The sequence below is a fragment of the Corynebacterium argentoratense genome, from assembly GCF_021491455.1.
GTDB lineage: Bacteria > Actinomycetota > Actinomycetes > Mycobacteriales > Mycobacteriaceae > Corynebacterium > Corynebacterium argentoratense_A.
This window is the reverse complement of record NZ_JAKETN010000001.1, coordinates 430,403-453,455: the sequence shown is the minus strand read 5'-3', so window position 1 is coordinate 453,455 and position 23,053 is coordinate 430,403. Positions and strand designations below refer to the sequence as shown.

Here is a 23,053-nt window from a genome sequence, read left to right as displayed (position 1 = left end):
TCACCGATGGACTTTCTTAAACTCGACGAGCAACTGACCGAACGCGAAATCCACCTGCGCGACAGCATCCGTCAATTCGGTGAACAACGCATCCTTCCCATCATCAATGACTACTGGGAACGCGCCGAGTTTCCCTACGAACTGCTCGACGGGCTACGCGAACTGGGCATCATCGGAACCTTCATCAAAGGCTACGGATGTCCTGGGCTTAGCCGCCGCGAAGCAGGCATCGTGGCACGCGAAATGGGGCGCATCGACGGCTCCATCAACACCTTCCTCGGAGTCCACTCCAACCTGGCCATGGGCAGCATCTACATGCTCGGAAGCGAAGAACAACGCAGCCGATGGCTACCCGCCATGGCGCGCCTGGAAAAGACCGGCGCCTTCGCCCTTACCGAACCAGACCACGGCTCCGACTCTGTCTCGCTAGAAACCAGTGCGCATCTAGAAGATGGCCATTGGGTGATCAACGGACACAAGCGATGGATCGGCAACGGACACGCCGCCGACGTCGTCGTTCTCTTCGCCCGCGACACCGCCGACGGCCAAGTCAAAGGCTTCATCATCGAAAAAGGCACACCTGGGTACAACGCCACAGTTATCACCGGCAAAGTCGGAAAACGTGCCATACTCCAAGGTGACATCATTCTCGACAACGTACGCATCCCTGAAGCCAACAAACTCGACGATTGCAACTCTTTTAAAGACGTCAACAGAGTCCTCGCAGCCACCCGTGGGGGAGCATCCTGGGAAGCCCTTGGCCACGGCATCGCCTGCTTCAACCTAGCCCGCGACTACGTCATGCAACGCGAACAATTCGGAGCGCCCCTGGCCAGCTACCAACTCATCCAAGAAAAGCTCGCCACCATGCTCGCCGACGTTACCCACATGCAACTACTCTGCCTTCGCATGGCTGAACTTCAAGAAGGCGGGGAATTTACTGGTCCCATGGCAGCTTTGGCAAAGATGACCTGCTGCCGCAAAGGCCTCGCCATCGCCCGCGAAGCCCGAGACATGCTCGGCGGAAACGGCCTGCTGTTGGACAACCACATCGCGCGCCACATGACAGACATGGAAGTCGTATCCACCTACGAAGGCCCCGACTCCGTCCACGCACTACTCGTCGGCCGCGAAATCACAGGAATCTCCGCATTCACCCGAAAGGCACACTCATGACCACCTATATCATCACAGGCCTTCGAACCCCCACCGGCCGATACGGCGGTGCGCTCTCGCACATCCGACCCGACGACCTGGTCGCAGAAGTTATCCGCGGCGTCATCAATGAAACACACATCGACCCGCACACTGTCGACGAAGTGCTCATCGGCAACGCAAACGGCGCCGGTGAAGACAACCGAAACATCGCACCCATGGTCTGGCTCGCAGCAGGCCTGCCCGACACAGTGCCCCCCATGACAATCAACAGGCTCTGCGCATCCGGAATGAGCGCAATCACCACGGGCACCGCACTCATCGAATCCGGATAAGCGCACCGCCGTATCGGGGGTGGGATCGAGCAGTTCGACGCTGTGGAGCTCAACGAAGCCTTCGCAGCGCAATCTCTGGCCTGCATCAAAGAAATGGGCGTCGACCCGCAGGTAGTCAACCAGTGGGGAGGTGCCATTGCTCTGGGGCACCCCCTTGGATCCTCCGGCTGCCGCATCGTCATCACGCTGCTCAACAGGCTTGAAAAAGATCAAGGCACACGAGGCTTGGCGACGATGTGCATCGGCGTCGGGCAGGGCCAATCGCTGGCGATCGAGAGAGTATAAAAACCAGTGAGGCTAGCGGGTCTAGCGGGGCAGGAACTGCATCGCGAACTGCGCAATGAAACCAAGGAGGCCGATCAAGCTAACCAGCCCCGCAAGAATGCCCATGATCCCGCCGCCACTGCTGGAGCCGAAGTCCCCGAAGCTATCGAAGGTAGGGGTGCCCTCTTTGACACCAGTGGGCTTTTCGCCCGGGGTGGGCATACTGTATATCTCGACCGGATAGTTCTATCCCTATGTGGCGGCGGGGCCACCAGTGCTGGGTGGGTGGCCCCGCCTTGCGCGTTGACTGCAGAAGCCGCCCCACAGATGCGATGCGGGTGGTCGTGAGCCCCCGAGTGACCCTCGACGCTGGCAGCAGCTACGCCTTCCACAAGCCATTCCCCTCAATGGTTTGCGGGTGTGTCGTGTGCGCTCCTGTCCGCCATTGACTGGAGTGCTTGGCGACGGTGCGGGTTGGTGCTCCCTCTAGTGTCATGGGCCCCCGAGCAGCTCTTGACTGTGGTGTGCTGACCTAGCTCCCTTGGCGCTCCCCTCAGCGCTTTCGGATGGCGTGGCATTGCCCGTACCGACGCGTGGCGTGGTCGGCGGGCGGGGTGGTGGGAACCATGCATGTCTTACCTGGTGCATCCGACGGTCCTTTCTGTGTGTCTAAGTGGTTAGACTGAATTAAAGCGGTTTCGGTTCCCTTAAGTGGCGATTTTGAACAAAAAATTCTAAAAGTGCTGGTCAATGCGGATTAAAATCTTTTGAAAAAGCTAGATAATAGCAAGTTTGCTACCCCATTTTGGGGGTTGTACTCCCCTTGTTGGACAGCGGTGGTGGCTAACTTAGGCTGACTTGTTCCACGGCTTCATTGCGGTGCTTCGTGGCCGGTGAAGCTAACGGGGTGGCGTCGGGGGTTCGCGGGTGGGGTCGGTTCGCAATGCGCCGGGGCGGGTGAGTAGAATCGACCCGTACTTTTCTAGCGTCTAGCAGCAGGGAATCTCGCACAGATGACTGACAGTAAACCCGTGGGCCCCGTCGGGGTCGCCCTCCTTGGTTACGGCACCGTTGGTGAGGCAGTGTATCGACTGCTCGAAGAGAATCATGAGCACTTCGTCCAGCGAATCGGCGGTGACATTGAGGTTCGCGGCGTCGCAGTCAGTGATGCGTCCAAGCCGCGTGATGGTGTTCCTTCCGAGTTACTTACCGATGACGCCGTGGGGCTCGTCGAACGGGATGACGTCGACATTGTTGTCGAGGTGATCGGCGGCATCGATTACCCCCGAGAGATCGTCCTTAAGGCTCTGCGCGCGGGCAAGTCTGTGGTGACCGCCAACAAGGCCTTGGTTGCTGCGCACTCCGCTGAGCTGGCTGCTGCCGCAGACGAAGCTGGCGTTGATCTTTACTACGAGGCTGCTGTTGCCGCTGCGATCCCAGTTCTTGGCCCCCTCCGCCGTTCTTTGGCTGGCGACCAGGTCAAGTCGGTGATGGGCATTGTCAACGGCACTACCAACTTCATTCTCGATGCGATGGAGTCCACCGGGGCTAGCTACGATGAGATGCTGGCCGAAGCGATGCGCTTGGGCTACGCCGAGGCCGATCCCACTGCGGATGTTGAGGGTCATGACGCCGCGTCGAAGGCGGCGATCCTTGCCTCCCTGGCGTTCCACACTCGAGTGTCTTACGACGATGTTTACTGCGAGGGCATTTCCCACATCACGGCGGAAGACATTGAAGCTGCTAAGACTGCGGGCTACGTCATCAAGTTGTTGGCCATTTGTGAGCGCATCGTCGATGCGGAGGGCGTCGAGAAGGTCTCCGCACGTGTTCACCCCACGCTTGTGCCCAAGGATCATCCTCTTGCCAGTGTTAAGAAGAGCTTTAACGCTATTTTCGTTGATGCAGAAGCAGCAGGTCAGTTGATGTTCTACGGCAATGGTGCCGGTGGTAATCCCACTGCTTCCGCGGTGCTGGGTGACCTGGTGGGTGCCGCCCGCAATAAGGTCCATGGGGGCCGCGCGCCCGGGGAGTCGACCTACGCGAATCTGCCCCTGGCCGATTTCGGTGAGGTCCCGACTCGGTACCACCTCGATATGGAGGTCAATGATCGTGTTGGGGTACTGGCTGATGTGGCTCAGCAGTTCGCACACCGAGGTATCTCGTTGTTGACTGTCCGCCAGGAAGGTAGTGACAACGGTGCCCGCTTGGTTGTCGTCACCCACGCTGCACGTGAGGCTGATCTAGCGGACACCGCTGAGAGTTTGAAGAGCTTGGACGCTGTAAAGTCCGTCAACAACGTCATTCGTTTGGAAGGTTAGAAAAATATGAGTGCTTCACCTGTTCACAGCCGCTGGCCCGGCCTGATTGCGGCTTACCGCGACCGTATGCCTTTCGCGAAGGACTGGACCCCGGTCACCCTGCACGAAGGCAACACCCCGCTGGTGCGCGCTAATCACTTGTCTGAGCTGACTGGTTGCGACGTCTACCTCAAGGTCGAGGGCGCGAACCCCACTGGATCCTTTAAGGACCGCGGTATGACGGTCGCTGTGACGGACGCTGTTGAGTCCGGCAAGAAGGTGCTCATGTGTGCATCGACCGGTAACACGTCTGCGTCTGCTGCGGCGTTCGCCGCGCGCGCCGGTATTAAGAGCTGCGTGCTGATCCCCGAGGGCAAGATCGCCCAAGGCAAGCTGGCGCAGGCTGTTATGCATGGCGCCGAGATCATCCAGGTGCGCGGCAACTTTGATGACTGCCTCGAGCTGGTTCAAAAGACCACGACCGAGTACCCAGAGATCGCTTTGGTTAACTCGGTGAACCCGATGCGCATTGAGGGCCAAAAGACCGCAGCATTCGAGATCGTCGATGCTCTTGGCGACGCCCCGGATATTCACGCCTTGCCCGTGGGTAACGCTGGCAACATCACGGCGTATTGGAAGGGCTACAACGAGTATTTCGCCGACGGCGTTTCTTCCCAGCGCCCCCGCATGCTCGGTGTTCAGGCCGCCGGCGCAGCACCGCTGGTCAACGGTGAACCCGTCCTCAATCCGGAGACTATTGCGACCGCTATCCGCATCGGTAATCCTGCCTCCTGGGCTGGTGCAGTGGCTGCGAAGGAAGAATCCGAGGGTAAATTCCGCGCAGCTGATGACGATCACATCCTCGAGGCTTACCGCATGATCGCCGCGAAGGAAGGCGTGTTTGTTGAGCCCGCGTCTGCCTCTTCTTACGCCGGTGTGCTGGCCGAGTTCCGCGAGGGCACCTTGGACAAGGGCCAGCGCATCGTGTGCACGGTGACCGGCCATGGTTTGAAGGATCCGCAGACTGCCTTGCTGCAGATGCCAGAGCCCACCCCGATCGATGTGGATCCCGCTGCGGTCGTGGATGCGCTCGGTTTGAAGGGATAAGACCATGATCCCTGTTGGCTCTGCTGTTCGGGTAAAGGTTCCTGCCTCGTCTGCTAACTTGGGTCCCGGGTTTGACACCTTGGGCCTAGCGTTGGGGTTGTATGACGTCGTGGAGGTCCATGTCGTCGAATCCGGCCTGGAGATCGAGATCCACGGCGAGGGAGAAGGCGAACTTCCTTTAGATGAACGCCACCTGGTGGTTCGCGCTATCCGCTCAGGATTGGATGCCGCGGGGGTTGAGGTTCCCGGCTTGAAGGTTGTGTGCCACAACGTGATCCCGCAGTCCCGTGGTTTGGGTTCGTCTGCGGCCGCAGCTGTCGCGGGCGTTGCGGCAGCTAACGGCCTTGCTGGGGGTGTTCTGAGCGAGTCTGAGGTTGTGCAGCTTGCTAGTGCTTTTGAAGGCCACCCTGACAACGCTGCGGCTTCTGTACTCGGCGATGCTGTGGTGAGCTGGACGGACATTCCCGTCGATGGTGAAACTGATCCGCAGTATCGGGCGGTGCGCATCCCTGTGCACGATGATATTCACGCCACCGCGTTGGTTCCCGGTTTCAAGGCGTCGACTGAGGCTGTTCGCCAAGTGCTTCCTTCAGATGTCACCCATGTCGATGCCCGCTTTAATGTGTCCCGTGTTGCGGTTATGACAGTCGCGTTGCAGCATCATCCCGAGTTGTTGTGGGAGGGCACACGCGACCGCCTGCATCAGCCGTACCGTGCCGATGTACTGCCTGTGACCGCAGAGTGGGTTAACCGCTTGCGCAACCGGGCTTATGCAGCATTCCTTTCGGGTGCTGGCCCCACCGCGTTGGTGTTGTCCACCGAACCCGTGCCGGAGGAGATTGTGCAAGAGGCCCGCGCGGCTGGACTTCAGGTGATGGAGCTGCCGATCGCGGGCCCCGTAGAGGTCGAATCGCTTTAAGGTCCTACAGCTGGCAGACCGGGCGGATGGCTTCCATCCCTCCGGTCGTGGGGGCTGTCAGGAAGGTGCAAGAGTTGTAGCCGCGGGCGCACCGAAGCTATTCGCCAGGGCCTTTCAATTTGATGACGGTAAAGTCACCTTCCCGCAGGTGGGCGCGCAAATCCTTCTTGTCGAACTTGCCGACGGAGGTCTTGTCGATCGCCTTCACAAAAGTCCAATATTCGGGCAGCATCCAGCGCGGCAGCTTGGGCCTCAGTGCATCGCGCAGGGCTTCGGCAGTGTCTGTCGTTGGCGGGACACCACTGTGCAGCACTGTGACAGCCAAGGGGCGCTCGCCCCACTTATCATCGGGGAAACCAATGACAGCGGCCTCCACAACCTCCGGTGCCTCCATGACAAGGTTTTCGATCTGAACGGAGTAAATCCATTCACCGCCGGAACGAATGACGTCGCGGGCGCGGTCTTCGATGGTTAAGAAACCGTCTTTAGTCACCGACCCAACATCGCCGGTGCGCAACCACCCATCAGCCGTAAACTTCGACGCGGCGTCATTAACATCTTTTCCACGGAAAGTATGTGCGGGGCCGCCATCTTCGCTGGTGGGGGAGTGATAGTAGCTGCCGGTGACCCAGTTGCCTCGCACCTGAATTTCACCTTGATTGCGGTCGGTGCCGGTGACCACCGCACCGTCATTAACCACGCGGTATTCCAAGGATGCAGGGAAACGACCCTGGCTAATCCGGTAATTCCACCGGGTTTCCCCAGACACCCCATAGGGTGGGCGAGCCACGGTAGCAATGGGGGAGGTCTCCGTCATGCCCCACACGTGAATGACATCCACGCCGTAGTGCTCCTCCCACAACTTGATCAGAATCGGCGGGGCGGGGGAACCGCCGACGAAAATCTCGGTCAAGCTCATCCGCTCGGGCGGATTATTCAAATAGTGCACCATCAGAGAAATCCATAAGGTCGGCACACCGTTAGCTACCCGCGGGTGGGTTGCTGCAATCAATTTCGCCAATGACGCCGGCTGCAGGTCACTGCCCGGGAACACAAGCGGCGCCCCAGACATGAACGCCGCCACCGGAACACCCCAGCACAAGACGTGATAAATCGGCACGCAACACAAAAAAGGAACGCCGTGCGACACCGCGAAAGAGTCGGTGGTGCGCAAGCTCAAAGAGTGCAGATACATACTGCGGTGTGAATAGGCCACGCCCTTGGGTGCTCCAGTGGTGCCAGTGGAATAGCACAACGCGGCTGCGGTAGTTTCCTCCAGCTCTGGCCAGGGGTACGTCGTCGGCCGGCCATCGATTAAAACCTCGTAGGAATACACGTCGACCTGCGCTGGCATAACCTGCTTGGCTGCCTCGAAACCTTCCACACCAGTGATGACGACACTGCGCACACCAGGGCAGTGCTCAAGCAAAGGGGCTAGTTGGTGAGCCAAATGAGCATCGGTGATGATCACCCGGTCCTCAGCGTGGTTGATGATGTGGATGATCTGGTCATTCATCAACTGCTTGTTCAGCGGATTAAACACAGCCCCCATGCAGCTCACCGCGAACAATGCCTCAACGTGCTCTGAGCAGTTGGGCAATAACGTGCCGACGCGTTGATCTCCGGTGATGCCGAGCTCGTCACGCAAAGCATGAGCTAGTGCACTGGCGCGGGCTCCGATTTGTGCGAAGGTGGTGTGCTCGGTGCCGCCGGCGCCTTCGCCCACCCACGTGGTTACAGGGGTATCGCCGTGAACCACACGCCCATATTCCAGAATGCGGGACACGTTGAGGGGGCGGTCTTGCATTGTGCTGCGCATGCACTCACTTTAGCGTGTTGATGCGGCGTCTCGTTGGGGTGTGCGCTATTATGGTGGCAGCCTGCGGGCGCGTGGGGTGAAAGGCGTGATCAACGCGCATATAACCCACTGGGCCACACTAGATTGTTGGCCAGGGCTCGTAGAGAATTCACATCGCAGAACACCACCCATTAAAAATCGTTTCCACCGTGGAGTTTGCATCCTCCCTTCGTGGTTTTGTGTGTCTGCCGTATGCGGCGCATTGAGCGCCGCCCCAGGAAAGGACTTTCGTGACCGAAAAGGACACCACTCAAGACTTGTCTGCACTGCGTATCCCCGAGCTGCGCTCGTTGGCACAGTCGATGGGTATCCGTGGTTTGTCGGGCCTGCGCAAGGGGGAGCTGATCGACAAGATTAACGCAGCCGGTGGCAGCGCCGGAGCCACAGGCGCTGCCGCTGAGTCAAAGAACACCAACGAGGACGCGCCGAAGAGCACTAAGGAAGATGCGGAGGCTCGCGAGACCCGAGAGGCGCGCGAGGCCCGCTACGAATCTCGCGCCGCAGCGCGCCGTGCTCGCCGCAACCGGGCGCGCCAGAAGAATAACGACAACGGTGAATCCAACACCGACGAGCAGCGTCAGGAGCACAACGAGCGGTCCGACAATAACGACCGCAATGAGCGCAACAGTGAGCGCAATGACCGTGGTGACCGCAGCGGTGAGCGTGGTGAACGCAACGACCTCAGTGAGCGGAACAACGACCGCAGCGACCGTGGTGACCGCAATGGCGACCGTAACGACCGCTCGGAGCGTGGCAATCGCCGCAACCGTCGCAACCGCCGCGATCGCGACAACCGTGATAATCGCGACAACCGCGACAATAATGTGGCTCCAGAAGATCTTCAGCCGGTCGCTGGCATCTTGGACATCGTGGATTCCAACGTCGCTTTCGTTCGTACCACTGGCTACCACGCTTCCAGCGCGGATGTGTTCGTATCCAACCAGATGATTCGACGCCTCGGCTTGCGCCGTGGTGACGCGATCGTCGGCCAGGTCAAGATGCGTGAGCAGACCAATGTTGGAAACGGCCGCAACCGCCAGAAGTACAACTCGCTTATGCGGGTCGACACCATCAACGGTTTGAGCGTCGACGACGCACGCCAGCGTCCGGATTTCTCCAAGCTGACTCCGCTGTACCCGAATCAGCGTCTGCGTTTGGAAACTGATCCGAAGATCCTGACCACTCGCGTCATCGATCTGATCATGCCGATTGGTAAAGGACAGCGCGCTTTGATCGTCTCCCCGCCGAAGGCCGGTAAGACGACCATCCTGCAGAACATCGCCAACGCGATCGCGACTAACAACCCCGAGTGCTACTTGATGGTTGTCCTCGTCGATGAGCGTCCTGAAGAAGTCACCGACATGCAGCGCAGCGTCAAGGGCGAGGTTATTGCTTCGACCTTCGACCGTCCGCCAAGCGAGCACACCACCGTCGCCGAGCTCGCTATCGAGCGCGCGAAGCGTCTGGTTGAGCAGGGTCAAGACGTCGTTGTTCTTCTCGACTCGATTACCCGTCTGGGTCGTGCGTACAACAACAGCTCTCCGGCATCCGGCCGTATTCTGTCCGGCGGCGTGGATTCCAACGCCTTGTACCCGCCGAAGCGGTTCCTTGGTGCAGCCCGCAACATTGAAAATGGTGGCTCGTTGACCATCATCGCTACTGCGATGGTCGAAACAGGTTCTGCCGGTGACACTGTGATTTTCGAGGAGTTCAAGGGCACCGGTAACGCAGAGCTGAAGCTCGATCGCAAGATCTCCGAACGCCGCGTGTTCCCCGCTGTGGACGTCAATCCTTCCGGCACCCGTAAGGACGAGCTGCTGTTGGGCCCCGATGAGGCACGTTTGATGCACAAGCTGCGCCGCATCCTGTCCGCATTGGACAATCAGCAGGCCATTGATTTGTTGATCAAGCAGCTGAAGAAGACGAAGAATAACGCAGAGTTCATGATGCAGCTTGCATCTTCGGCACCTCTGGCTGCCGCTGAGGACGAGGAGAACTAGGCTATGGCTTCCGCATCTGGGCACCAGGTGTCGGCAGTTGACGACATCCTTGCCGAATATCAAGGGTTGGAAGCGCAACTCGCTGACCCTGAACTACATAATGACGCCGCGGCTGCGCGCCGTGTCGGTAAGCGTTACTCTGAGCTGCAACCGATCATCAAGGTTCATGCTGAATTAGAGCGTGTGCGTGATGACCTGGGTGCTGCGAAGGAGATGGCGCACGAGGACTCTGAATTCGCCGCTGAGGCTGAGCGTTTAGCCGGCGAAGAGGTGGCCCTGGAGGAAAAACTCGCTGACCTTTTGGCACCTCGTGACCCGCACGATGGTGATGACGTCGTCATGGAAATCAAGTCCGGTGCGGGCGGCGAGGAAGCTGCTTTGTTTGCTGGTGAGCTGGCGCGCATGTACCAGCGTTACGCTGAGCGTCACGGTTTTACTACCGAAGTTCTGGGCGTTAACGAGTCCGACCTTGGTGGTGTCAAAGACATGACCATGACCATCCGGTCCAAGCAGCCGTCTCGTGATGGCGCGTGGAGCGTGTTCAAGTTCGAGGGCGGCGTGCACCGAGTGCAGCGCGTGCCTGTTACCGAGTCCCAGGGGCGCATTCAAACCTCGGCCGCCGGCGTGCTGGTATATCCAGAACCTGACGAGGTCGCAGAGGTCGAGATTGACGACAAAGACATCCGCGTCGACGTGTACCGTTCGTCAGGCAAGGGCGGCCAGGGCGTTAACACGACTGACTCAGCAGTCCGCATCACACACCTGCCGACCGGGATTGTCGTGACCTGTCAAAAGGAACGCTCGCAGATTCAGAACAAGGCTCGCGCTATGCAGGTGTTGGCTGCGCGTTTGCAGCAGTTGGCGGAGGAAGAGGCCGACGCCGAAGCAGCAGCTGGGCGCGCCGCCCAGATCCGCACCATGGATCGTTCCGAGCGCATCCGCACCTACAACTGGCCGGAAAACCGTGTCAGTGACCACCGCATTGGTTACAAGGCTAATAACCTTGATTCGGTCCTGAATGGTGACCTGGAAGATCTGTTTACCGCTTTGCAGGCAGCAGATCGAGCAGCTCGCCTCGAGGCCGAATAATCCGTCATTGATTCTGTTTCCTTCGGTGTTTTAAATGGCGACTTTAGCGCAGCTCGTGCGCGATGCCGAGGCCACTCTGGCGGCTGCTGGGGTGGCCTCGCCGCGTTTCGATTCCCAAGTATTGGCGGAGCACTGCTGCGGTGTTCCAGCCCTACAAACGGGCTTCAGTGACTTGGTTCTTTCGAGTGCTCAGCAACAATGTTTTGACGCCGCGTTGCTCCGGCGCGCAGGCAGGGAACCGCTGCAGCACATTGTGGGTTCCGCACCATTTGGGCCGCTGGATCTGGCCGTAGGTCCGGGAGTGTTCGTGCCCCGGCCGGAAACCGAAGTCCTTGCAGATTGGGCGGTTCGTCACCTTGCCAGCAATCGGTCACCACGGCCAGTGGTGGTCGACCTATGCTCCGGCTCCGGTGCACTCGCCGCCTATATAGCCAGCCAGTCGGACCTTCAACCGACGGTCTACGCGGTTGAATTGTCGGCAGAGGCACTCGAATACACACTCAGGAATACGTGTGATTATGGCGTCGAGGTGGTGCAGGCGGACGTCTGCTCACCAATACAACAGCTCGAGCACCTGGCGGGCAGGGTCGATCTGATTGTCGCCAACCCGCCGTATGTCCCTGAAGGCAGTGAGGTCGACGTGGAGACAGGCTGGGACCCGGCGTCAGCAGTCTTTTCAGGACACGACGGAATGACTGTCATTCGAGCAATGCTTCCCCAGGTTATGAAGCTGCTGAGCGCTGGGGGATGGGTCGGCATAGAGCACGATGACACAACGAGCAAATTGGTGTGTCAAGCCTGCGCGGACGCCGGGCTAGTTGATATTGCAGCGCTAGAGGACTTCACAGGCCGGCGGCGCTTCGTGGTCGCCCGAAAGGTAGCATAAGAGACCATGAGCCAGACCTACGATTGCTCCATTAGCGGAGCGCAATCTGATGCAGCTGAACGTGCTAGGGGAATCGACACCGCAGCCAGTGTTGTTGAAGACGGCCGCTTGGTGGTCTTGCCGACAGATACTCTCTACGGCATTGGCTGCGATGCATTCAATCCTGACGCCGTGCGCAAACTGCTTGCAGCGAAAGGACGAGGCCCCGACATGCCGGTTCCTGTGCTCGTAGGCAGCTGGGACACGATCGCTGGACTGGTGCAGTTCTATACTCCGCAGGCCCAAACCCTGGTGCGTGCTTGCTGGCCCGGTGGCTTAAGCATTGTCATGCCTCAAGCCCCTAGTCTGCCGTGGGATCTCGGAAACACATATGGATCTGTGATGCTGCGGATGCCGGCGCACCCCGTGGCTATCGAATTGCTGCAAAAAACTGGACCGATGGCAGTATCCAGCGCCAACATTTCAGGTCAGCCTCCAGCAACGACCTGCCAGGAAGCCAAAGACCAATTAGGTGAATCCGTAGCTGTCTACCTCGATGGCGGTACCTGTGCCCAGCGCACTCCGTCGACGATCATTGACCTCACTGACAGGCAACCGAAAATCCTTCGTGAAGGCGCGGTGCCGACCGAGCGTCTCAGCGAGATCCTAGGCGTGGAGCTGTAAATGGGTGTCGGCGGCGTGGGGGTTCCCCTGCGCGAACTCGGCTTGGTTGCCCTCGTGGCATGCGCGATCACCTTCCTGTGCACGGGTGTGATCCGGGTGTTGGTGGTGCGTTCCGGGCATCTGTCGGAGATCAGGGAACGCGACGTTCACACTGTCCCCAAACCACGCCTGGGTGGTGTGGCCATGTACTCCGGGTTTTTGGCAGCAGTGTTCCTTGCCACACAGCTACCTGCGCTAACAAGGGGATTTAAGCCTTTTACTCCAGAGATGAACGCAGTGCTGTGGGCGGGTTTCGTCATCGTGATAGTCGGGGTGATCGACGACCTCTACGACATTGACGCGTTGACCAAACTCATCGGTCAGCTCTTCGGTGCTGTCTTGATGTCCATCATGGGATTGTCATGGACCCTGCTGTATCTTCCGATAGGGGAGGGCACCACACTTGTGCTGGATCATGTCCAGTCCACAGTATTGACTGCGGTGTTTGCTGTCACCTTGATTAATGCGATCAACTTCGTTGATGGGCTTGATGGACTAGCAGCAGGTTTGGGGATGATCTCCGGTCTTTCCCTACTTTTGTTCTCTCTGACGATCTTGCACGACCAAGGCGGCACCGTCTCCGCCTACCCGCCAGCAATCATCTCGGCGGCCCTGGTGGGCATGTGTGCCGGTTTTCTGCCACACAACTTCGAGCCCTCCCGAATCTTCATGGGAGATAGCGGCTCGATGCTTATCGGCCTGTTGCTAGCCGCGGCGTCAACATCAGTCAGTGGAAAAATCAACATGTCTCTCTACGGCGCGGCCGACATGATCGGCGTGATGTCTCCGGTGGTCGTTGTGATCGCCGCATTCTTCGTGCCATTACTCGATCTGATCATGGCGATTATCCGACGAGTCAAGAGCGGCCAGTCGCCCTTTACTGCCGACAAAATGCACCTGCACCACCGCTTGCTTGGGTTGGGGCACAGCCATCGGCGAGTTGTGCTTGTCATGTATGCGTGGGTGGCAGTCGTGAGCATCGGGGCCGTGACATTCACCGCCGTCCCACCCGTGGTTGCGATAGGGTTGTGCCTCGTCGGGCTGGTTGCTGCGGCTGTGTTCACCCTCCAACCGATCCTGCAACGCCGATCTCGCAAAGGTATAGAATCTTCCCATGCACGCCACTGAACAACCTGAAAGCTCCTTCGACGACTACCAGTGCCCTTTCCGGCAAGCTTTGCGGCTGTCCCTGGCCGGACTGGCTGTGGTGGCGGTCGTGTGCTGTCTGATCTTTGGGCTAAAGACCGGGGGCGCTGGGGTGTGGGGTGCGCTGCTCGGTGTGGGCGTCGGTGGGGTCTTTGCACTGTTGACTGTAGCCAGCATGCTGTTTACCGCAAAGCAAACTCCGGCGGTGCTCGGCGCGATCGTTTTGGGCGGTTGGTTACTTAAGCTAGTGCTCCTCATGATCGTCCTCGCGGTGCTGCGTCACTACGAGTTTTACGACAAATGGGCACTATTCCTGACCGTTTGCCTAGTCGTTGTTGTCTCCCTCGGGGCTGAAGTGTGGGGAGTGCTGAAGACCTCGGTGACCTACGTTCAGGTGGAGCAGCAGTAGAGCCTGTTTAAGGGGGCGCAGGATCGGGGGGTACACCTCTGCACCCCCGAAGCGGTAATTTGGACCTGTTGTGACCGACCTTACAGTGTGTCATTGGTGCAGGTAAATGATACTTTTTCGGGTGTTGGAAATAGTCTCAAACCGCCTAAATATGCGGGGTTGGGGATATGCCCTTAATGGCTGATAATCTACTAGGCGGGTCTTAATCTTCGGCCTCACGACCTGTGTCACAAAACAGAAGCTGAGGATGAAGAATGAGCGCTCCACTGGGCCGTTGCGATGATGTGCGACGGAGTCCGTATCGGCCCATGAAGTTTTTCAGACGTCCATCGCACCGCACAGTGTGGTTACTGTGCGGCCCGAACACGGGAGAGAACGCTGAGCGTTACAACACTGGCCATGAAGGGTGAGTTCCACTCACCCAACCTGGATCATGAATTTTTCCCGGGGTTTATGAAGAACGGTGAACCGCAGAATCTGCTGTTCTCCGACTTCGCCAATGGCTACTTCGCCATCGACCGTCTGATGTTCGTCCGCCTGCTGATGACCTTGCTGCTGGTGGTGTTCTTTGCCATTGCCATGCGCAAGCCAAAGCTGGTGCCCCACGGGCTGCAAAATGTCGCGGAAACTTTCCTCGACTTCTGTCGAGTCCACATTGCTGAAGAGATCCTCGGTAAGAAGGAGGGGCGTCGGTTCTTGCCGGTCATCGCCACCATCTTCTTCGCCGTTCTGGCCAGCAATGCCCCCTCGGTCATCCCCATGCTGAACGTGTCGCCCAACGCGCGTATCGGTATGCCGCTAGTGATGGCAATCGTTGCATACATTGCCTTCATCTACGCGGGCGCTAAGCGCTACGGGTTCTTCAAATTCATGAAGTCCTCCCTAGTCATCCCGAACCTGCCTTGGCCGCTCCACATCTTGGTGGTCCCGATCGAGTTCTTCTCGACGTTTGTCATGCGCCCGGTCACTCTGACCTTGCGTCTGATGGCCAACATGCTCGCCGGCCACATCATCCTTGTCCTGCTGTTCTCTGCCACTAACTTCTTCTTCTGGCAGATGAGCGGCTGGACTGCTGTGTCCGGCCTGACCTTGGCTGCGGCGATCGCCTTCACTCTCTTCGAGCTGCTGGTGATCTTCCTGCAGGCATACATCTTTGCTCTGCTTGCGGCGGTCTACATTGACCTGTCGCTGCACGCCGACGAACACTAGAAGGCCCCACGCCTCTAGCCAGGCACAAACCCCATAACGTAAAAACCAAAACCGCCCGGGAACAATCCCGGGCACTAGAAAGGGAACGGAAACCCAAATGAACGAGATCCTTCTCGCTGCTAATGACGCTGCTGCTGTCGCTGACTACCGCGCTGTTGGCTACGGCCTCGCCACCATCGGCCCCGGCCTCGGCATCGGCATCCTCGTAGGCAAGGCCCTCGAGGGCATGGCACGTCAGCCCGAGATGGCTGGCCAGCTGCGTACCACCATGTTCCTGGGTATCGCATTCGTTGAGGCACTTGCCCTTCTGGGCCTCGTTGCCGGCTTCCTCTTCGCTTAATCGCGAACCGACACGAAAGCATTGATGCACCATGACGAACGTCATTAACTACTTGGCGGAAGGGGCAGCCGAGAACCTGCCTCTCGCGCCAGAAGAAGGGCCCAACAACCTGTTGCTGCCCATGCCGTACGACATCGTCTGGTCCGCTGTTGCGTTTGCCGTCATTATTTTCCTCTTCTGGAAGTTCGTTCTTCCGAAGTACTCCGAGGTTCTGGCAGAGCGCGAAGACACCATCAGCAGCGGTATCCAGAACGCCGCAGAAGCTGAGGCTAAGGCTGCCGCAGCGCGTGAAGAATACAACGCGCAGCTTGCTGAAGCACGCGCCGAGGCTGCACAGATCCGCGAAGAAGCCCGCGACAAGGGCAAGGAAATCATCGCGGAGAAGACAGCTGAAGCTACTGCCGAATACAACCGCATTGTCGCTTCGGGCGAGAAGCAGCTTCAGGCACAGCGCGAGCAGGTTATCACCGAGCTCCGCCGTGACATGGGGCAGACTTCGATCAGCCTCGCGGAACGCCTTCTTGGACAGCAACTGTCCGAGAACGTCACCCGCTCTGGCACGATCGACAGCTTCCTGAACGAACTCGACACCGTCGCACCGGCAGGAAAGTAGGCGAATATGCACGCAGCGAGCCGCGAAGCACTCGACGTTTGCTACAAGGATCTTGATGCACGTTGCGCAAGCCTTGATTCACTCGTCGCAGTTGCAGCACAAACCGGTACGGAGCTCTTTGACGCTGTTGACGTACTCGACAGCGATCGCAGTCTGCGAGTGGCAGTGGCTGATAACTCCAGCCCCGCCGATCGCCGCTCCGGATTGGTTCAGGCAGTTTTCGGTGGCAAGATGTCCCAGTTGACTCTGGACATCCTCGCTCACGCTGCGGCCCAGAATTGGTCCACGCCGCGCGAAATGCGCGCAGGCATTGTTGCAGTAGGTAGGCGCGCACTGCTGGCATCGGCTAAAGCCGGCGGCCAGCTCAACCAGGTTGAAGACGAACTCTTCCGCCTTGGGCGCATCCTTGATGGCCAGCCGCAGCTCACGTCGCTGTTGGCCGATAAGACAGCCTCTGCTCAAGCTAAGCGCTCCTTGCTAGCACAGGTCCTCTACGGCAAAGTCACTGCCGTTACCGAGGCACTAGCGCTGCAGGTTATTGGACGCCCGGAAAGCAATCCGATTGACGACATGTCGGCACTTGCGGCTACCGCAGCCGCTCTTCAGGACAAGAGCATTGCTTTTGTTCGTGCCGCCAGCGATCTCTCGGATGTGCAAAAAGCTGCACTGGCAGACAAATTGGGCCGCATTTACGGTCGTGCGATGTCCGTCCACTCCGAGGTCGATACCAGCCTCCTCGGTGGAGCGGTCATCCGCGTTGGTGATGAAGTGATCGATGGAAGCCTTTCGGGCAAAATCGACAAGCTGCGTAGCAACTTGGTCTAAAACCTAGTCACCGACACGATTCGAAGAACATTTATTACATGCTGGAAGAAACAACCGAGAGCAGGAAGAACATGGCGGAGCTGACGATCTCCTCCGATGAGATCCGTAGCGCGATTGCGAACTACACCTCGAGCTACTCCCCGGAGGCCTCCCGCGAGGAGGTCGGCGTGGTCATTTCGGCAGCTGACGGTATTGCCCAGGTTTCGGGCCTACCGTCGGTCATGGCGAATGAGCTGCTCGAGTTCCCCGGCGGCGTCATCGGCGTCGCGCAGAACCTCGACACCGACAAGATCGGCGTCGTGGTTTTGGGTAACTACGAGACTCTTAAAGAGGGCGACGAAGTAAAGCGGACCGGGGAGGTCCTATCCATTCCGGTTGGGGATGCATTCCTCGGCCGCGTAATCAACCCCCTGGGCCAGCCTATCGACGGCCTGGGAGCTATCGACGCTGAAACTGACCGCGTCCTGGAACTGCAGGCACCCTCCGTGCTGCAGCGCCAGCCCGTGGAAGAGCCGTTGCAGACTGGCATCAAGGCCATCGATGCAATGACTCCGATCGGCCGCGGCCAGCGCCAGCTGATCATTGGTGACCGTAAGACCGGTAAGACCGCAGTCTGCTTGGACACCATCCTTAACCAGAAGGCCAACTGGGAGTCCGGCGACACTACGAAGCAGGTTCGCTGCATCTACGTCGCAATCGGCCAGAAGGGCTCCACCATCGCAGCCGTTCGCAAGACCCTTGAAGAGCACGGCGCTCTGGAGTACACCACCATCGTGGCTGCTCCCGCATCTGATTCCGCCGGCTTCAAGTGGCTCGCACCCTTCGCAGGTGCCGCGCTGGGTCAGCACTGGATGTACCAGGGCAAGCACGTCCTGGTCATCTACGATGATCTGACCAAGCAGGCCGAAGCATACCGTGCGATCTCCTTGCTGCTGCGTCGTCCGCCGGGACGCGAAGCATACCCCGGTGACGTGTTCTACCTGCACTCCCGTCTCCTCGAGCGTGCTGCAAAGCTCTCCGACGACATGGGCGCAGGTTCGATGACCGCACTGCCGATCATCGAAACCAAGGCAAACGACGTGTCTGCCTTCATCCCGACTAACGTCATCTCCATTACCGACGGCCAGGTCTTCCTCGAGTCCGACCTGTTCAACCAGGGCGTCCGCCCGGCTATTAACGTCGGTGTGTCCGTCTCCCGTGTCGGTGGCGCTGCCCAGACCAAGGGTATGAAGAAGGTTTCCGGTAGCTTGCGTCTTGACCTTGCTGCCTTCCGTGACCTCGAAGCTTTCGCTGCATTCGCATCCGACCTCGACCCCGCGTCGAAGGCACAGCTGCAGCGTGGCCAGCGTCTCGTCGAGCTGCTCAAGCAGCCCGAGAACTCCCCGATGGCTGTCGAGGACCAGATGGTCTCCATCTACCTCGCAGGCGAAGGCGAAATGGATACCGTTCCGGTCGAAGACATCCGCCGTTTCGAAAAGGAACTCCACGAGTACCTCCACGCAAACGCAGCTGGTGTCTACGAGCAGATCGCCGGCGGCCAGGCATTCACCCCCGAATCCCAGGCTGAGCTGAAGAGCGCCGCTGACGCGTTCAAGCGAGTCTTCGTAACCTCCGACGGCACCCCCGTTGTGAAGGAACCTGAGGTTGACCCGCTTGCTGAAGGCGAGCTGAAGAAGAACCAGATCACGGTTTCCCGTAAGACGAACAAGAAGTAGGGCTTGGTGACAAGCACTATGACCGTCCAAGGAAAAGAAGGGAGGCGATAATCCATGGCTAATCTTCGAGAACTACGTTCCCGCATCAAATCGGTGAACTCAACCAAGAAGATCACCAAAGCCCAGGAGCTGATCGCCACCTCGCGAATCACTAAGGCCCAGGCCAGGGTGGAAGCTTCGCAGCCGTACGCAGACGAAATTCACAAGGTGATTGAACGTCTCGCATCGGCATCGAACCTCGATCACCCGATGCTGCGCGAACGCCCCAACGGCAAACGTGCAGCAATCCTGGTTGTCTCCAGTGACCGTGGTATGGCTGGTGGCTACAACTACAACGTCTTCAAAAAGACTGCAGAGCTTCGTACCCTCCTTGAAAATGAAGGCTACGAAACCGTTCTGTATGTTGCAGGTAACAAGGGCATTGCCTACTACAAGTTCCGCGGCGAAAACGTCGCTGGCTCGTGGTCTGGCTTCTCACAAGACCCGGACTTCAAGCTCACCCACGACCTACGCCGTCACCTCATTGACGGTTTCGTGGCAGGCTCCGAAGGCACCGCCAAATACCGTGAAGGCCTCAATGTAGAACCGGGCGAATCCATTCAAGGATTCGACCAGCTGCACGTTGTGTACACCGAGTTTGAGTCCATGCTGACCCAAACTGCGCGCGCACATCAGCTCCTCCCCATCGAGCCCGTGATTGAGCTCGATGAGATCAGCCAAGGCGAGGACATGCTGTCGAGCAGCGGCACCCCGACCCCCGACTATGACTTCGAACCCGACGCAGACACCCTGCTTGCGGCATTGCTGCCCAAGTACGTCTCTCGTGGCATCTTCGCGATGCTCCTCGAAGCCGCAGCCAGTGAGTCGGCATCGCGTCGTAACGCGATGAAGTCCGCAACCGACAACGCAACCGCACTGGTCAAGGACCTTTCGCGCGTTGCTAACCAGGCCCGCCAGGCACAGATCACCCAGGAAATCACAGAGATCGTCGGTGGCGCAGGAGCGCTCGCCGAAAGCGGAGAAAGTGACTAGATTATGACTACAGCTCTAAGCGAGCAGAACACACAGCAGGCGGCTACCGCCGGCCGTGTCGTGCGTGTCATCGGTCCGGTCGTCGACGTGGAATTCCCGCGCGGCGAGCTGCCGGCCCTGTTCAACGCACTGACTGTCGAGGTCACCCTCGAAGCAGTCGCCAAGACCATCACCCTCGAGGTTGCACAGCACCTCGGCGACAACCTGGTTCGTGCCGTGTCTATGGCACCCACCGACGGTCTCGTCCGTGGCGCTGAGGTGACCGACTCCGGCAAGCCGATTTCCGTTCCCGTCGGCGACGTCGTCAAGGGCCACGTGTTCAACGCACTTGGTGACTGCCTTGACGAGCCGGGCCTCGGCCGCGACGGCGAGCAGTGGGGCATCCACCGCGAACCGCCCGCTTTCGACCAGCTCGAAGGCAAGACCGAGATCCTCGAAACCGGTATTAAGGTTATCGACCTGCTCACCCCCTACGTTAAGGGTGGCAAGATCGGCCTCTTCGGTGGTGCAGGTGTTGGTAAGACCGTGCTCATCCAGGAGATGATCACCCGTATCGCACGCGAATTCTCCGGTACCTCGGTGTTCGCAGGCGTCGGCGAGCGTACTCGTGAAGGTACCGACCTCTTCCTCGAAATGGAAGAGATGGGCGTCCTCCAAGACACCGCACTCGTCTTCGGCCAGATGGACGAGCCGCCGGGAGTTCGTATGCGCGTGGCCCTGTCCGGTCTGACCATGGCGGAGTACTTCCGCGATGTTCAGCACCAGGATGTGCTGCTGTTCATCGACAACATCTTCCGTTTCACCCAGGCCGGTTCCGAGGTGTCCACCCTGCTGGGCCGTATGCCTTCCGCAGTGGGCTACCAGCCGACCCTGGCTGACGAGATGGGTGTTCTCCAGGAGCGCATTACCTCCACCAAGGGTAAGTCGATTACCTCTCTGCAGGCCGTTTACGTGCCCGCCGATGACTACACCGACCCCGCCCCGGCGACCACCTTCGCGCACCTCGATGCAACCACCGAGCTCGACCGTGCAATCGCCTCCAAGGGTATCTACCCTGCAGTGAACCCGCTGACCTCCACCTCTCGTATCCTCGAGCCCGGTATCGTCGGCGAGCGTCACTACAATGTGGCACAGCGCGTCATCAACATCCTTCAGAAGAACAAGGAACTTCAGGACATCATCGCCATCCTCGGTATGGACGAGCTGTCTGAAGAGGACAAGATCACCGTTCAGCGCGCACGTCGCCTTGAGCGCTTCTTGGGTCAGAACTTCTTCGTCGCAGAGAAGTTCACCGGCATCCCCGGCTCCTACGTTCCGCTGGCGGACACCATTGATGCCTTCGAGCGCATCTGCAACGGCGACTTCGATCACTACCCCGAGCAGGCCTTCAACGGCCTCGGTGGTCTCGACGACGTCGAAGCTGCGTACAAGAAGCTCACCGAGAAGAAGTAAAGGGGCGTAAGAGACATGGCTGAAATCGCCGCTGAATTGGTTGCTGTCGAACGCGTGCTCTGGTCTGGAAAGGCCAGCATCGTGACGGCGCAAACCATCGAGGGTGAGATCGGCGTGCTCCCCGGTCACGAGCCCATGCTCGGCCAACTGGTCGACAACGGTGTCGTGACCATCACCCCCGTGGAAGGCGATAAGCTCATTGCCGCCTGCCACGGTGGCTTCCTCTCCGTCTCCCCGGAGAAGGTCACTATCCTCGCGGACTATGCCGCGTGGGCCACAGAGGTCGATGTTGACTCTGCCGAAGAAGACGCCCAGTCTTCCGACGAAGACGTCAAGACCCGTGGTGAGGCTGAATTGCGAGCAGTACGCCGCATGAAGGAGAGCTAAGAGCACACCGCTCACATACGCTCTTGGATGCCCATCCCCCGAATAAAAAAGGGGGGTGGGCATCTTTTTTCCTTAAAGACGGACCGGCGTTGTATTATCTTTTAAAAGTCATGAGCCAGGGAGTGCCAACGTGCTGTATCTCATCTTCGCAATTGTGAGCATCGTATGTTTCGCCGTGCTGGCCTTGGCCGCGTGGCGTTTTTTTGTACTCCGCCCCCACGGCATCTCCGTAGTAATGCGCACCATGAATGGCCCCTGGCGCCACGGTGTTATCAGCTACTCCGATGAATTAATGAAATTTTACAAACTCCGCTCACTGTCGCCACGAGTCGACATCCAGCTTGTTCGCAATCGAACTGAGCTCCTCGGCCGTAGACAGCGCCGTGAAGATGAATACAGCACCCTCGAAGATGGTCTTCGTATCCTCAACATCAAGTCAAACAACAAAGAATACGAAATTGCCTTCGACCTTCGCGGGGAAACAGCCTTTACCTCGTGGCTAGAATCCGCCCCCACCGCCCGTGCACAGCGGCTGGATGTCCGCACAGCGATGAAACACCTCAACCAGAGTCACTAAGTTAGCTTGCCACACCCGGATCGCGCTATCCTGAACCAATGCGAGTAGTGATAGCCCGGTGCAGTGTTGACTACATTGGACGCCTGGAAGCCCACCTGCCCATGGCGGACCGACTTCTCATGGTTAAGGCGGATGGGTCAGTATCCATTCACGCTGATGATCGTGCCTACAAGCCCCTCAACTGGATGACACCACCGTGCAGCCTGAGTGAGGCCCCCATCCTCGACGAAGAGGACAATCCGACAGGGCAGCAGCTTTGGACTGTCGAGAACAAAAAAGGCGAACAACTGCGCATCACTATCGATGCCATCCACTCAGAACAAAACTTTGATCTCGGCCAGGACCCCGGGCTAATAAAAGATGGGGTCGAAACGCACCTGCAGGAGCTGCTTGCCGAGCACATCGACACTTTGGGTGACGGATACAGCCTCATCCGTCGCGAATATCCCACAGCTATAGGCCCGGTCGATATTTTGTGTAAAGATGCTGACGGCGCGACGGTTGCCGTTGAAATCAAGCGCAGAGGCGGCATAGACGGAGTGGAACAGTTGAGTCGCTACCTAGAGCTACTCAACCGCGATGACTTGTTGAAGCCAGTTAGGGGAGTGTTTGCGGCACAAGAGATTAAGCCCCAAGCCAAAACGCTTGCGAACGATCGAGGTATTCGCTGCGTGACGTTGGACTACCAAGCTCTCCGAGGTATCGAGTCCGATGAACTGCGGCTGTTCTAGCC

Annotated in this window: 22 protein-coding genes and 1 pseudogene; 21 read left to right on the top strand and 2 right to left on the bottom strand. The window is 58.7% G+C overall.

Annotation, left to right across the window (positions count from 1 at the left end; all coding sequences use genetic code 11):
• The first annotated feature begins 6 nt into the window (after positions 1-6).
• The gene (locus tag L1C91_RS02080) at positions 7-1,176 is read left to right on the top strand and encodes an acyl-CoA dehydrogenase family protein (protein ID WP_234857763.1); all 1,170 of its coding nucleotides are present in this window, start codon (positions 7-9) and stop codon (positions 1,174-1,176) included.
• Positions 1,173-1,775 (top strand): annotated as a pseudogene (locus L1C91_RS02075) (hypothetical protein). The gene L1C91_RS02080 and the pseudogene L1C91_RS02075 overlap by 4 nt, the downstream one beginning before the upstream one ends.
• Before the next feature lie 21 nt (positions 1,776-1,796).
• Here L1C91_RS02075 and L1C91_RS02070 read toward each other — a convergent pair.
• The gene (locus L1C91_RS02070; RefSeq protein ID WP_234857762.1) at positions 1,797-1,976 is read right to left on the bottom strand and encodes a hypothetical protein; all 180 of its coding nucleotides are present in this window, start codon (positions 1,974-1,976) and stop codon (positions 1,797-1,799) included.
• 791 nt (positions 1,977-2,767) lie between these two features.
• Here L1C91_RS02070 and L1C91_RS02065 point away from each other — a divergent pair.
• Genes L1C91_RS02065 through thrB form a run of 3 tightly spaced genes read left to right on the top strand, consistent with a single transcriptional unit; the run spans position 2,768 to position 6,080 of the window.
• Entirely contained in the window at positions 2,768-4,075 is a 1,308-nt protein-coding gene (locus L1C91_RS02065; protein WP_234857761.1) for a homoserine dehydrogenase, read from the top strand.
• Positions 4,076-4,081: 6 nt separating this feature from the next.
• A complete protein-coding gene (thrC, locus tag L1C91_RS02060; protein ID WP_234857760.1) occupies positions 4,082-5,161 on the top strand; it encodes a threonine synthase in 1,080 nt (359 codons plus the stop codon).
• Positions 5,162-5,165: 4 nt separating this feature from the next.
• Positions 5,166-6,080, top strand: a complete 915-nt coding sequence (thrB, locus tag L1C91_RS02055; RefSeq protein ID WP_234857759.1) for a homoserine kinase — start codon at positions 5,166-5,168, stop codon at positions 6,078-6,080.
• 97 nt (positions 6,081-6,177) lie between these two features.
• Here the strand turns inward: thrB and L1C91_RS02050 are convergent, their stop codons facing one another.
• Positions 6,178-7,899: a long-chain fatty-acid--CoA ligase gene (locus L1C91_RS02050; RefSeq protein ID WP_234857758.1), complete on the bottom strand. Its 1,722-nt coding sequence runs from the start codon at positions 7,897-7,899 to the stop codon at positions 6,178-6,180.
• Positions 7,900-8,168: 269 nt separating this feature from the next.
• On the opposite strand from L1C91_RS02050, the gene rho reads away from it, so the two are divergent.
• The 16 genes from rho (at position 8,169) to nucS (ending at position 23,051) form a co-directional block, all read left to right on the top strand.
• The gene (gene rho / locus L1C91_RS02045; protein WP_328219567.1) at positions 8,169-9,938 is read left to right on the top strand and encodes a transcription termination factor Rho; all 1,770 of its coding nucleotides are present in this window, start codon (positions 8,169-8,171) and stop codon (positions 9,936-9,938) included.
• A gap of 3 nt (positions 9,939-9,941) precedes the next feature.
• Positions 9,942-11,027, top strand: a complete 1,086-nt coding sequence (gene prfA / locus L1C91_RS02040; protein ID WP_234652000.1) for a peptide chain release factor 1 — start codon at positions 9,942-9,944, stop codon at positions 11,025-11,027.
• A gap of 34 nt (positions 11,028-11,061) precedes the next feature.
• Entirely contained in the window at positions 11,062-11,913 is an 852-nt protein-coding gene (locus L1C91_RS02035) for a N5-glutamine methyltransferase family protein (RefSeq protein WP_234857757.1), read from the top strand.
• A gap of 6 nt (positions 11,914-11,919) precedes the next feature.
• Positions 11,920-12,576, top strand: coding sequence for an L-threonylcarbamoyladenylate synthase (locus L1C91_RS02030; RefSeq protein WP_234857756.1), 657 nt, complete (start codon positions 11,920-11,922; stop codon positions 12,574-12,576).
• On the top strand, positions 12,577-13,743 hold the full coding sequence (locus L1C91_RS02025; protein WP_234857755.1) for an MraY family glycosyltransferase: 1,167 nt from the start codon (positions 12,577-12,579) through the stop codon (positions 13,741-13,743).
• A complete protein-coding gene (locus tag L1C91_RS02020; protein WP_234857754.1) occupies positions 13,730-14,170 on the top strand; it encodes a hypothetical protein in 441 nt (146 codons plus the stop codon). The genes L1C91_RS02025 and L1C91_RS02020 overlap by 14 nt, the downstream gene beginning before the upstream one ends.
• Positions 14,171-14,569: 399 nt before the next feature.
• Positions 14,570-15,379, top strand: coding sequence for a F0F1 ATP synthase subunit A (gene atpB / locus L1C91_RS02015; RefSeq protein ID WP_234857753.1), 810 nt, complete (start codon positions 14,570-14,572; stop codon positions 15,377-15,379).
• A gap of 97 nt (positions 15,380-15,476) precedes the next feature.
• Positions 15,477-15,719 (top strand): ATP synthase F0 subunit C, encoded by a 243-nt coding sequence (locus L1C91_RS02010; RefSeq protein WP_020976566.1) that lies wholly within the window; start codon positions 15,477-15,479, stop codon positions 15,717-15,719.
• A 31-nt stretch (positions 15,720-15,750) separates the two neighbouring features.
• Positions 15,751-16,332, top strand: a complete 582-nt coding sequence (locus L1C91_RS02005; protein WP_234857752.1) for a F0F1 ATP synthase subunit B — start codon at positions 15,751-15,753, stop codon at positions 16,330-16,332.
• Positions 16,333-16,338: 6 nt separating this feature from the next.
• On the top strand, positions 16,339-17,157 hold the full coding sequence (locus L1C91_RS02000) for a F0F1 ATP synthase subunit delta (RefSeq protein ID WP_234857751.1): 819 nt from the start codon (positions 16,339-16,341) through the stop codon (positions 17,155-17,157).
• Positions 17,158-17,228: 71 nt separating this feature from the next.
• Positions 17,229-18,872 (top strand): F0F1 ATP synthase subunit alpha, encoded by a 1,644-nt coding sequence (gene atpA / locus L1C91_RS01995; RefSeq protein WP_234857861.1) that lies wholly within the window; start codon positions 17,229-17,231, stop codon positions 18,870-18,872.
• 54 nt (positions 18,873-18,926) lie between these two features.
• A complete protein-coding gene (locus L1C91_RS01990) occupies positions 18,927-19,904 on the top strand; it encodes a F0F1 ATP synthase subunit gamma (protein WP_234857750.1) in 978 nt (325 codons plus the stop codon).
• A gap of 3 nt (positions 19,905-19,907) precedes the next feature.
• Positions 19,908-21,356, top strand: a complete 1,449-nt coding sequence (gene atpD / locus L1C91_RS01985; protein WP_234857749.1) for a F0F1 ATP synthase subunit beta — start codon at positions 19,908-19,910, stop codon at positions 21,354-21,356.
• A 15-nt stretch (positions 21,357-21,371) separates the two neighbouring features.
• Positions 21,372-21,743: a F0F1 ATP synthase subunit epsilon gene (locus L1C91_RS01980; RefSeq protein ID WP_234857748.1), complete on the top strand. Its 372-nt coding sequence runs from the start codon at positions 21,372-21,374 to the stop codon at positions 21,741-21,743.
• Positions 21,744-21,897: 154 nt separating this feature from the next.
• Entirely contained in the window at positions 21,898-22,320 is a 423-nt protein-coding gene (locus L1C91_RS01975) for a DUF2550 domain-containing protein (protein WP_234857747.1), read from the top strand.
• 38 nt (positions 22,321-22,358) lie between these two features.
• The gene (gene nucS / locus L1C91_RS01970) at positions 22,359-23,051 is read left to right on the top strand and encodes an endonuclease NucS (protein ID WP_234857746.1); all 693 of its coding nucleotides are present in this window, start codon (positions 22,359-22,361) and stop codon (positions 23,049-23,051) included.
• Positions 23,052-23,053 lie beyond the last annotated feature (2 nt).

Excerpts from the sequence above, each read along its gene's own strand:
- L1C91_RS02080 (WP_234857763.1), top strand. The coding sequence starts at position 7 with ATGGACTTTCTTAAACTCGACGAGCAACTGACCGAACGCGAAATCCAC.
- L1C91_RS02070 (WP_234857762.1), bottom strand. The coding sequence starts at position 1,976 with ATGCCCACCCCGGGCGAAAAGCCCACTGGTGTCAAAGAGGGCACCCCT.
- L1C91_RS02065 (WP_234857761.1), top strand. The coding sequence starts at position 2,768 with ATGACTGACAGTAAACCCGTGGGCCCCGTCGGGGTCGCCCTCCTTGGT.
- thrC (WP_234857760.1), top strand. The coding sequence starts at position 4,082 with ATGAGTGCTTCACCTGTTCACAGCCGCTGGCCCGGCCTGATTGCGGCT.
- thrB (WP_234857759.1), top strand. The coding sequence starts at position 5,166 with ATGATCCCTGTTGGCTCTGCTGTTCGGGTAAAGGTTCCTGCCTCGTCT.
- L1C91_RS02050 (WP_234857758.1), bottom strand. The coding sequence starts at position 7,899 with ATGCGCAGCACAATGCAAGACCGCCCCCTCAACGTGTCCCGCATTCTG.
- prfA (WP_234652000.1), top strand. The coding sequence starts at position 9,942 with ATGGCTTCCGCATCTGGGCACCAGGTGTCGGCAGTTGACGACATCCTT.
- L1C91_RS02035 (WP_234857757.1), top strand. The coding sequence starts at position 11,062 with ATGGCGACTTTAGCGCAGCTCGTGCGCGATGCCGAGGCCACTCTGGCG.
- L1C91_RS02030 (WP_234857756.1), top strand. The coding sequence starts at position 11,920 with ATGAGCCAGACCTACGATTGCTCCATTAGCGGAGCGCAATCTGATGCA.
- L1C91_RS02025 (WP_234857755.1), top strand. The coding sequence starts at position 12,577 with ATGGGTGTCGGCGGCGTGGGGGTTCCCCTGCGCGAACTCGGCTTGGTT.
- L1C91_RS02020 (WP_234857754.1), top strand. The coding sequence starts at position 13,730 with ATGCACGCCACTGAACAACCTGAAAGCTCCTTCGACGACTACCAGTGC.
- atpB (WP_234857753.1), top strand. The coding sequence starts at position 14,570 with ATGAAGGGTGAGTTCCACTCACCCAACCTGGATCATGAATTTTTCCCG.
- L1C91_RS02010 (WP_020976566.1), top strand. The coding sequence starts at position 15,477 with ATGAACGAGATCCTTCTCGCTGCTAATGACGCTGCTGCTGTCGCTGAC.
- L1C91_RS02005 (WP_234857752.1), top strand. The coding sequence starts at position 15,751 with ATGACGAACGTCATTAACTACTTGGCGGAAGGGGCAGCCGAGAACCTG.
- L1C91_RS02000 (WP_234857751.1), top strand. The coding sequence starts at position 16,339 with ATGCACGCAGCGAGCCGCGAAGCACTCGACGTTTGCTACAAGGATCTT.
- atpA (WP_234857861.1), top strand. The coding sequence starts at position 17,229 with ATGGCGGAGCTGACGATCTCCTCCGATGAGATCCGTAGCGCGATTGCG.
- L1C91_RS01990 (WP_234857750.1), top strand. The coding sequence starts at position 18,927 with ATGGCTAATCTTCGAGAACTACGTTCCCGCATCAAATCGGTGAACTCA.
- atpD (WP_234857749.1), top strand. The coding sequence starts at position 19,908 with ATGACTACAGCTCTAAGCGAGCAGAACACACAGCAGGCGGCTACCGCC.
- L1C91_RS01980 (WP_234857748.1), top strand. The coding sequence starts at position 21,372 with ATGGCTGAAATCGCCGCTGAATTGGTTGCTGTCGAACGCGTGCTCTGG.
- nucS (WP_234857746.1), top strand. The coding sequence starts at position 22,359 with ATGCGAGTAGTGATAGCCCGGTGCAGTGTTGACTACATTGGACGCCTG.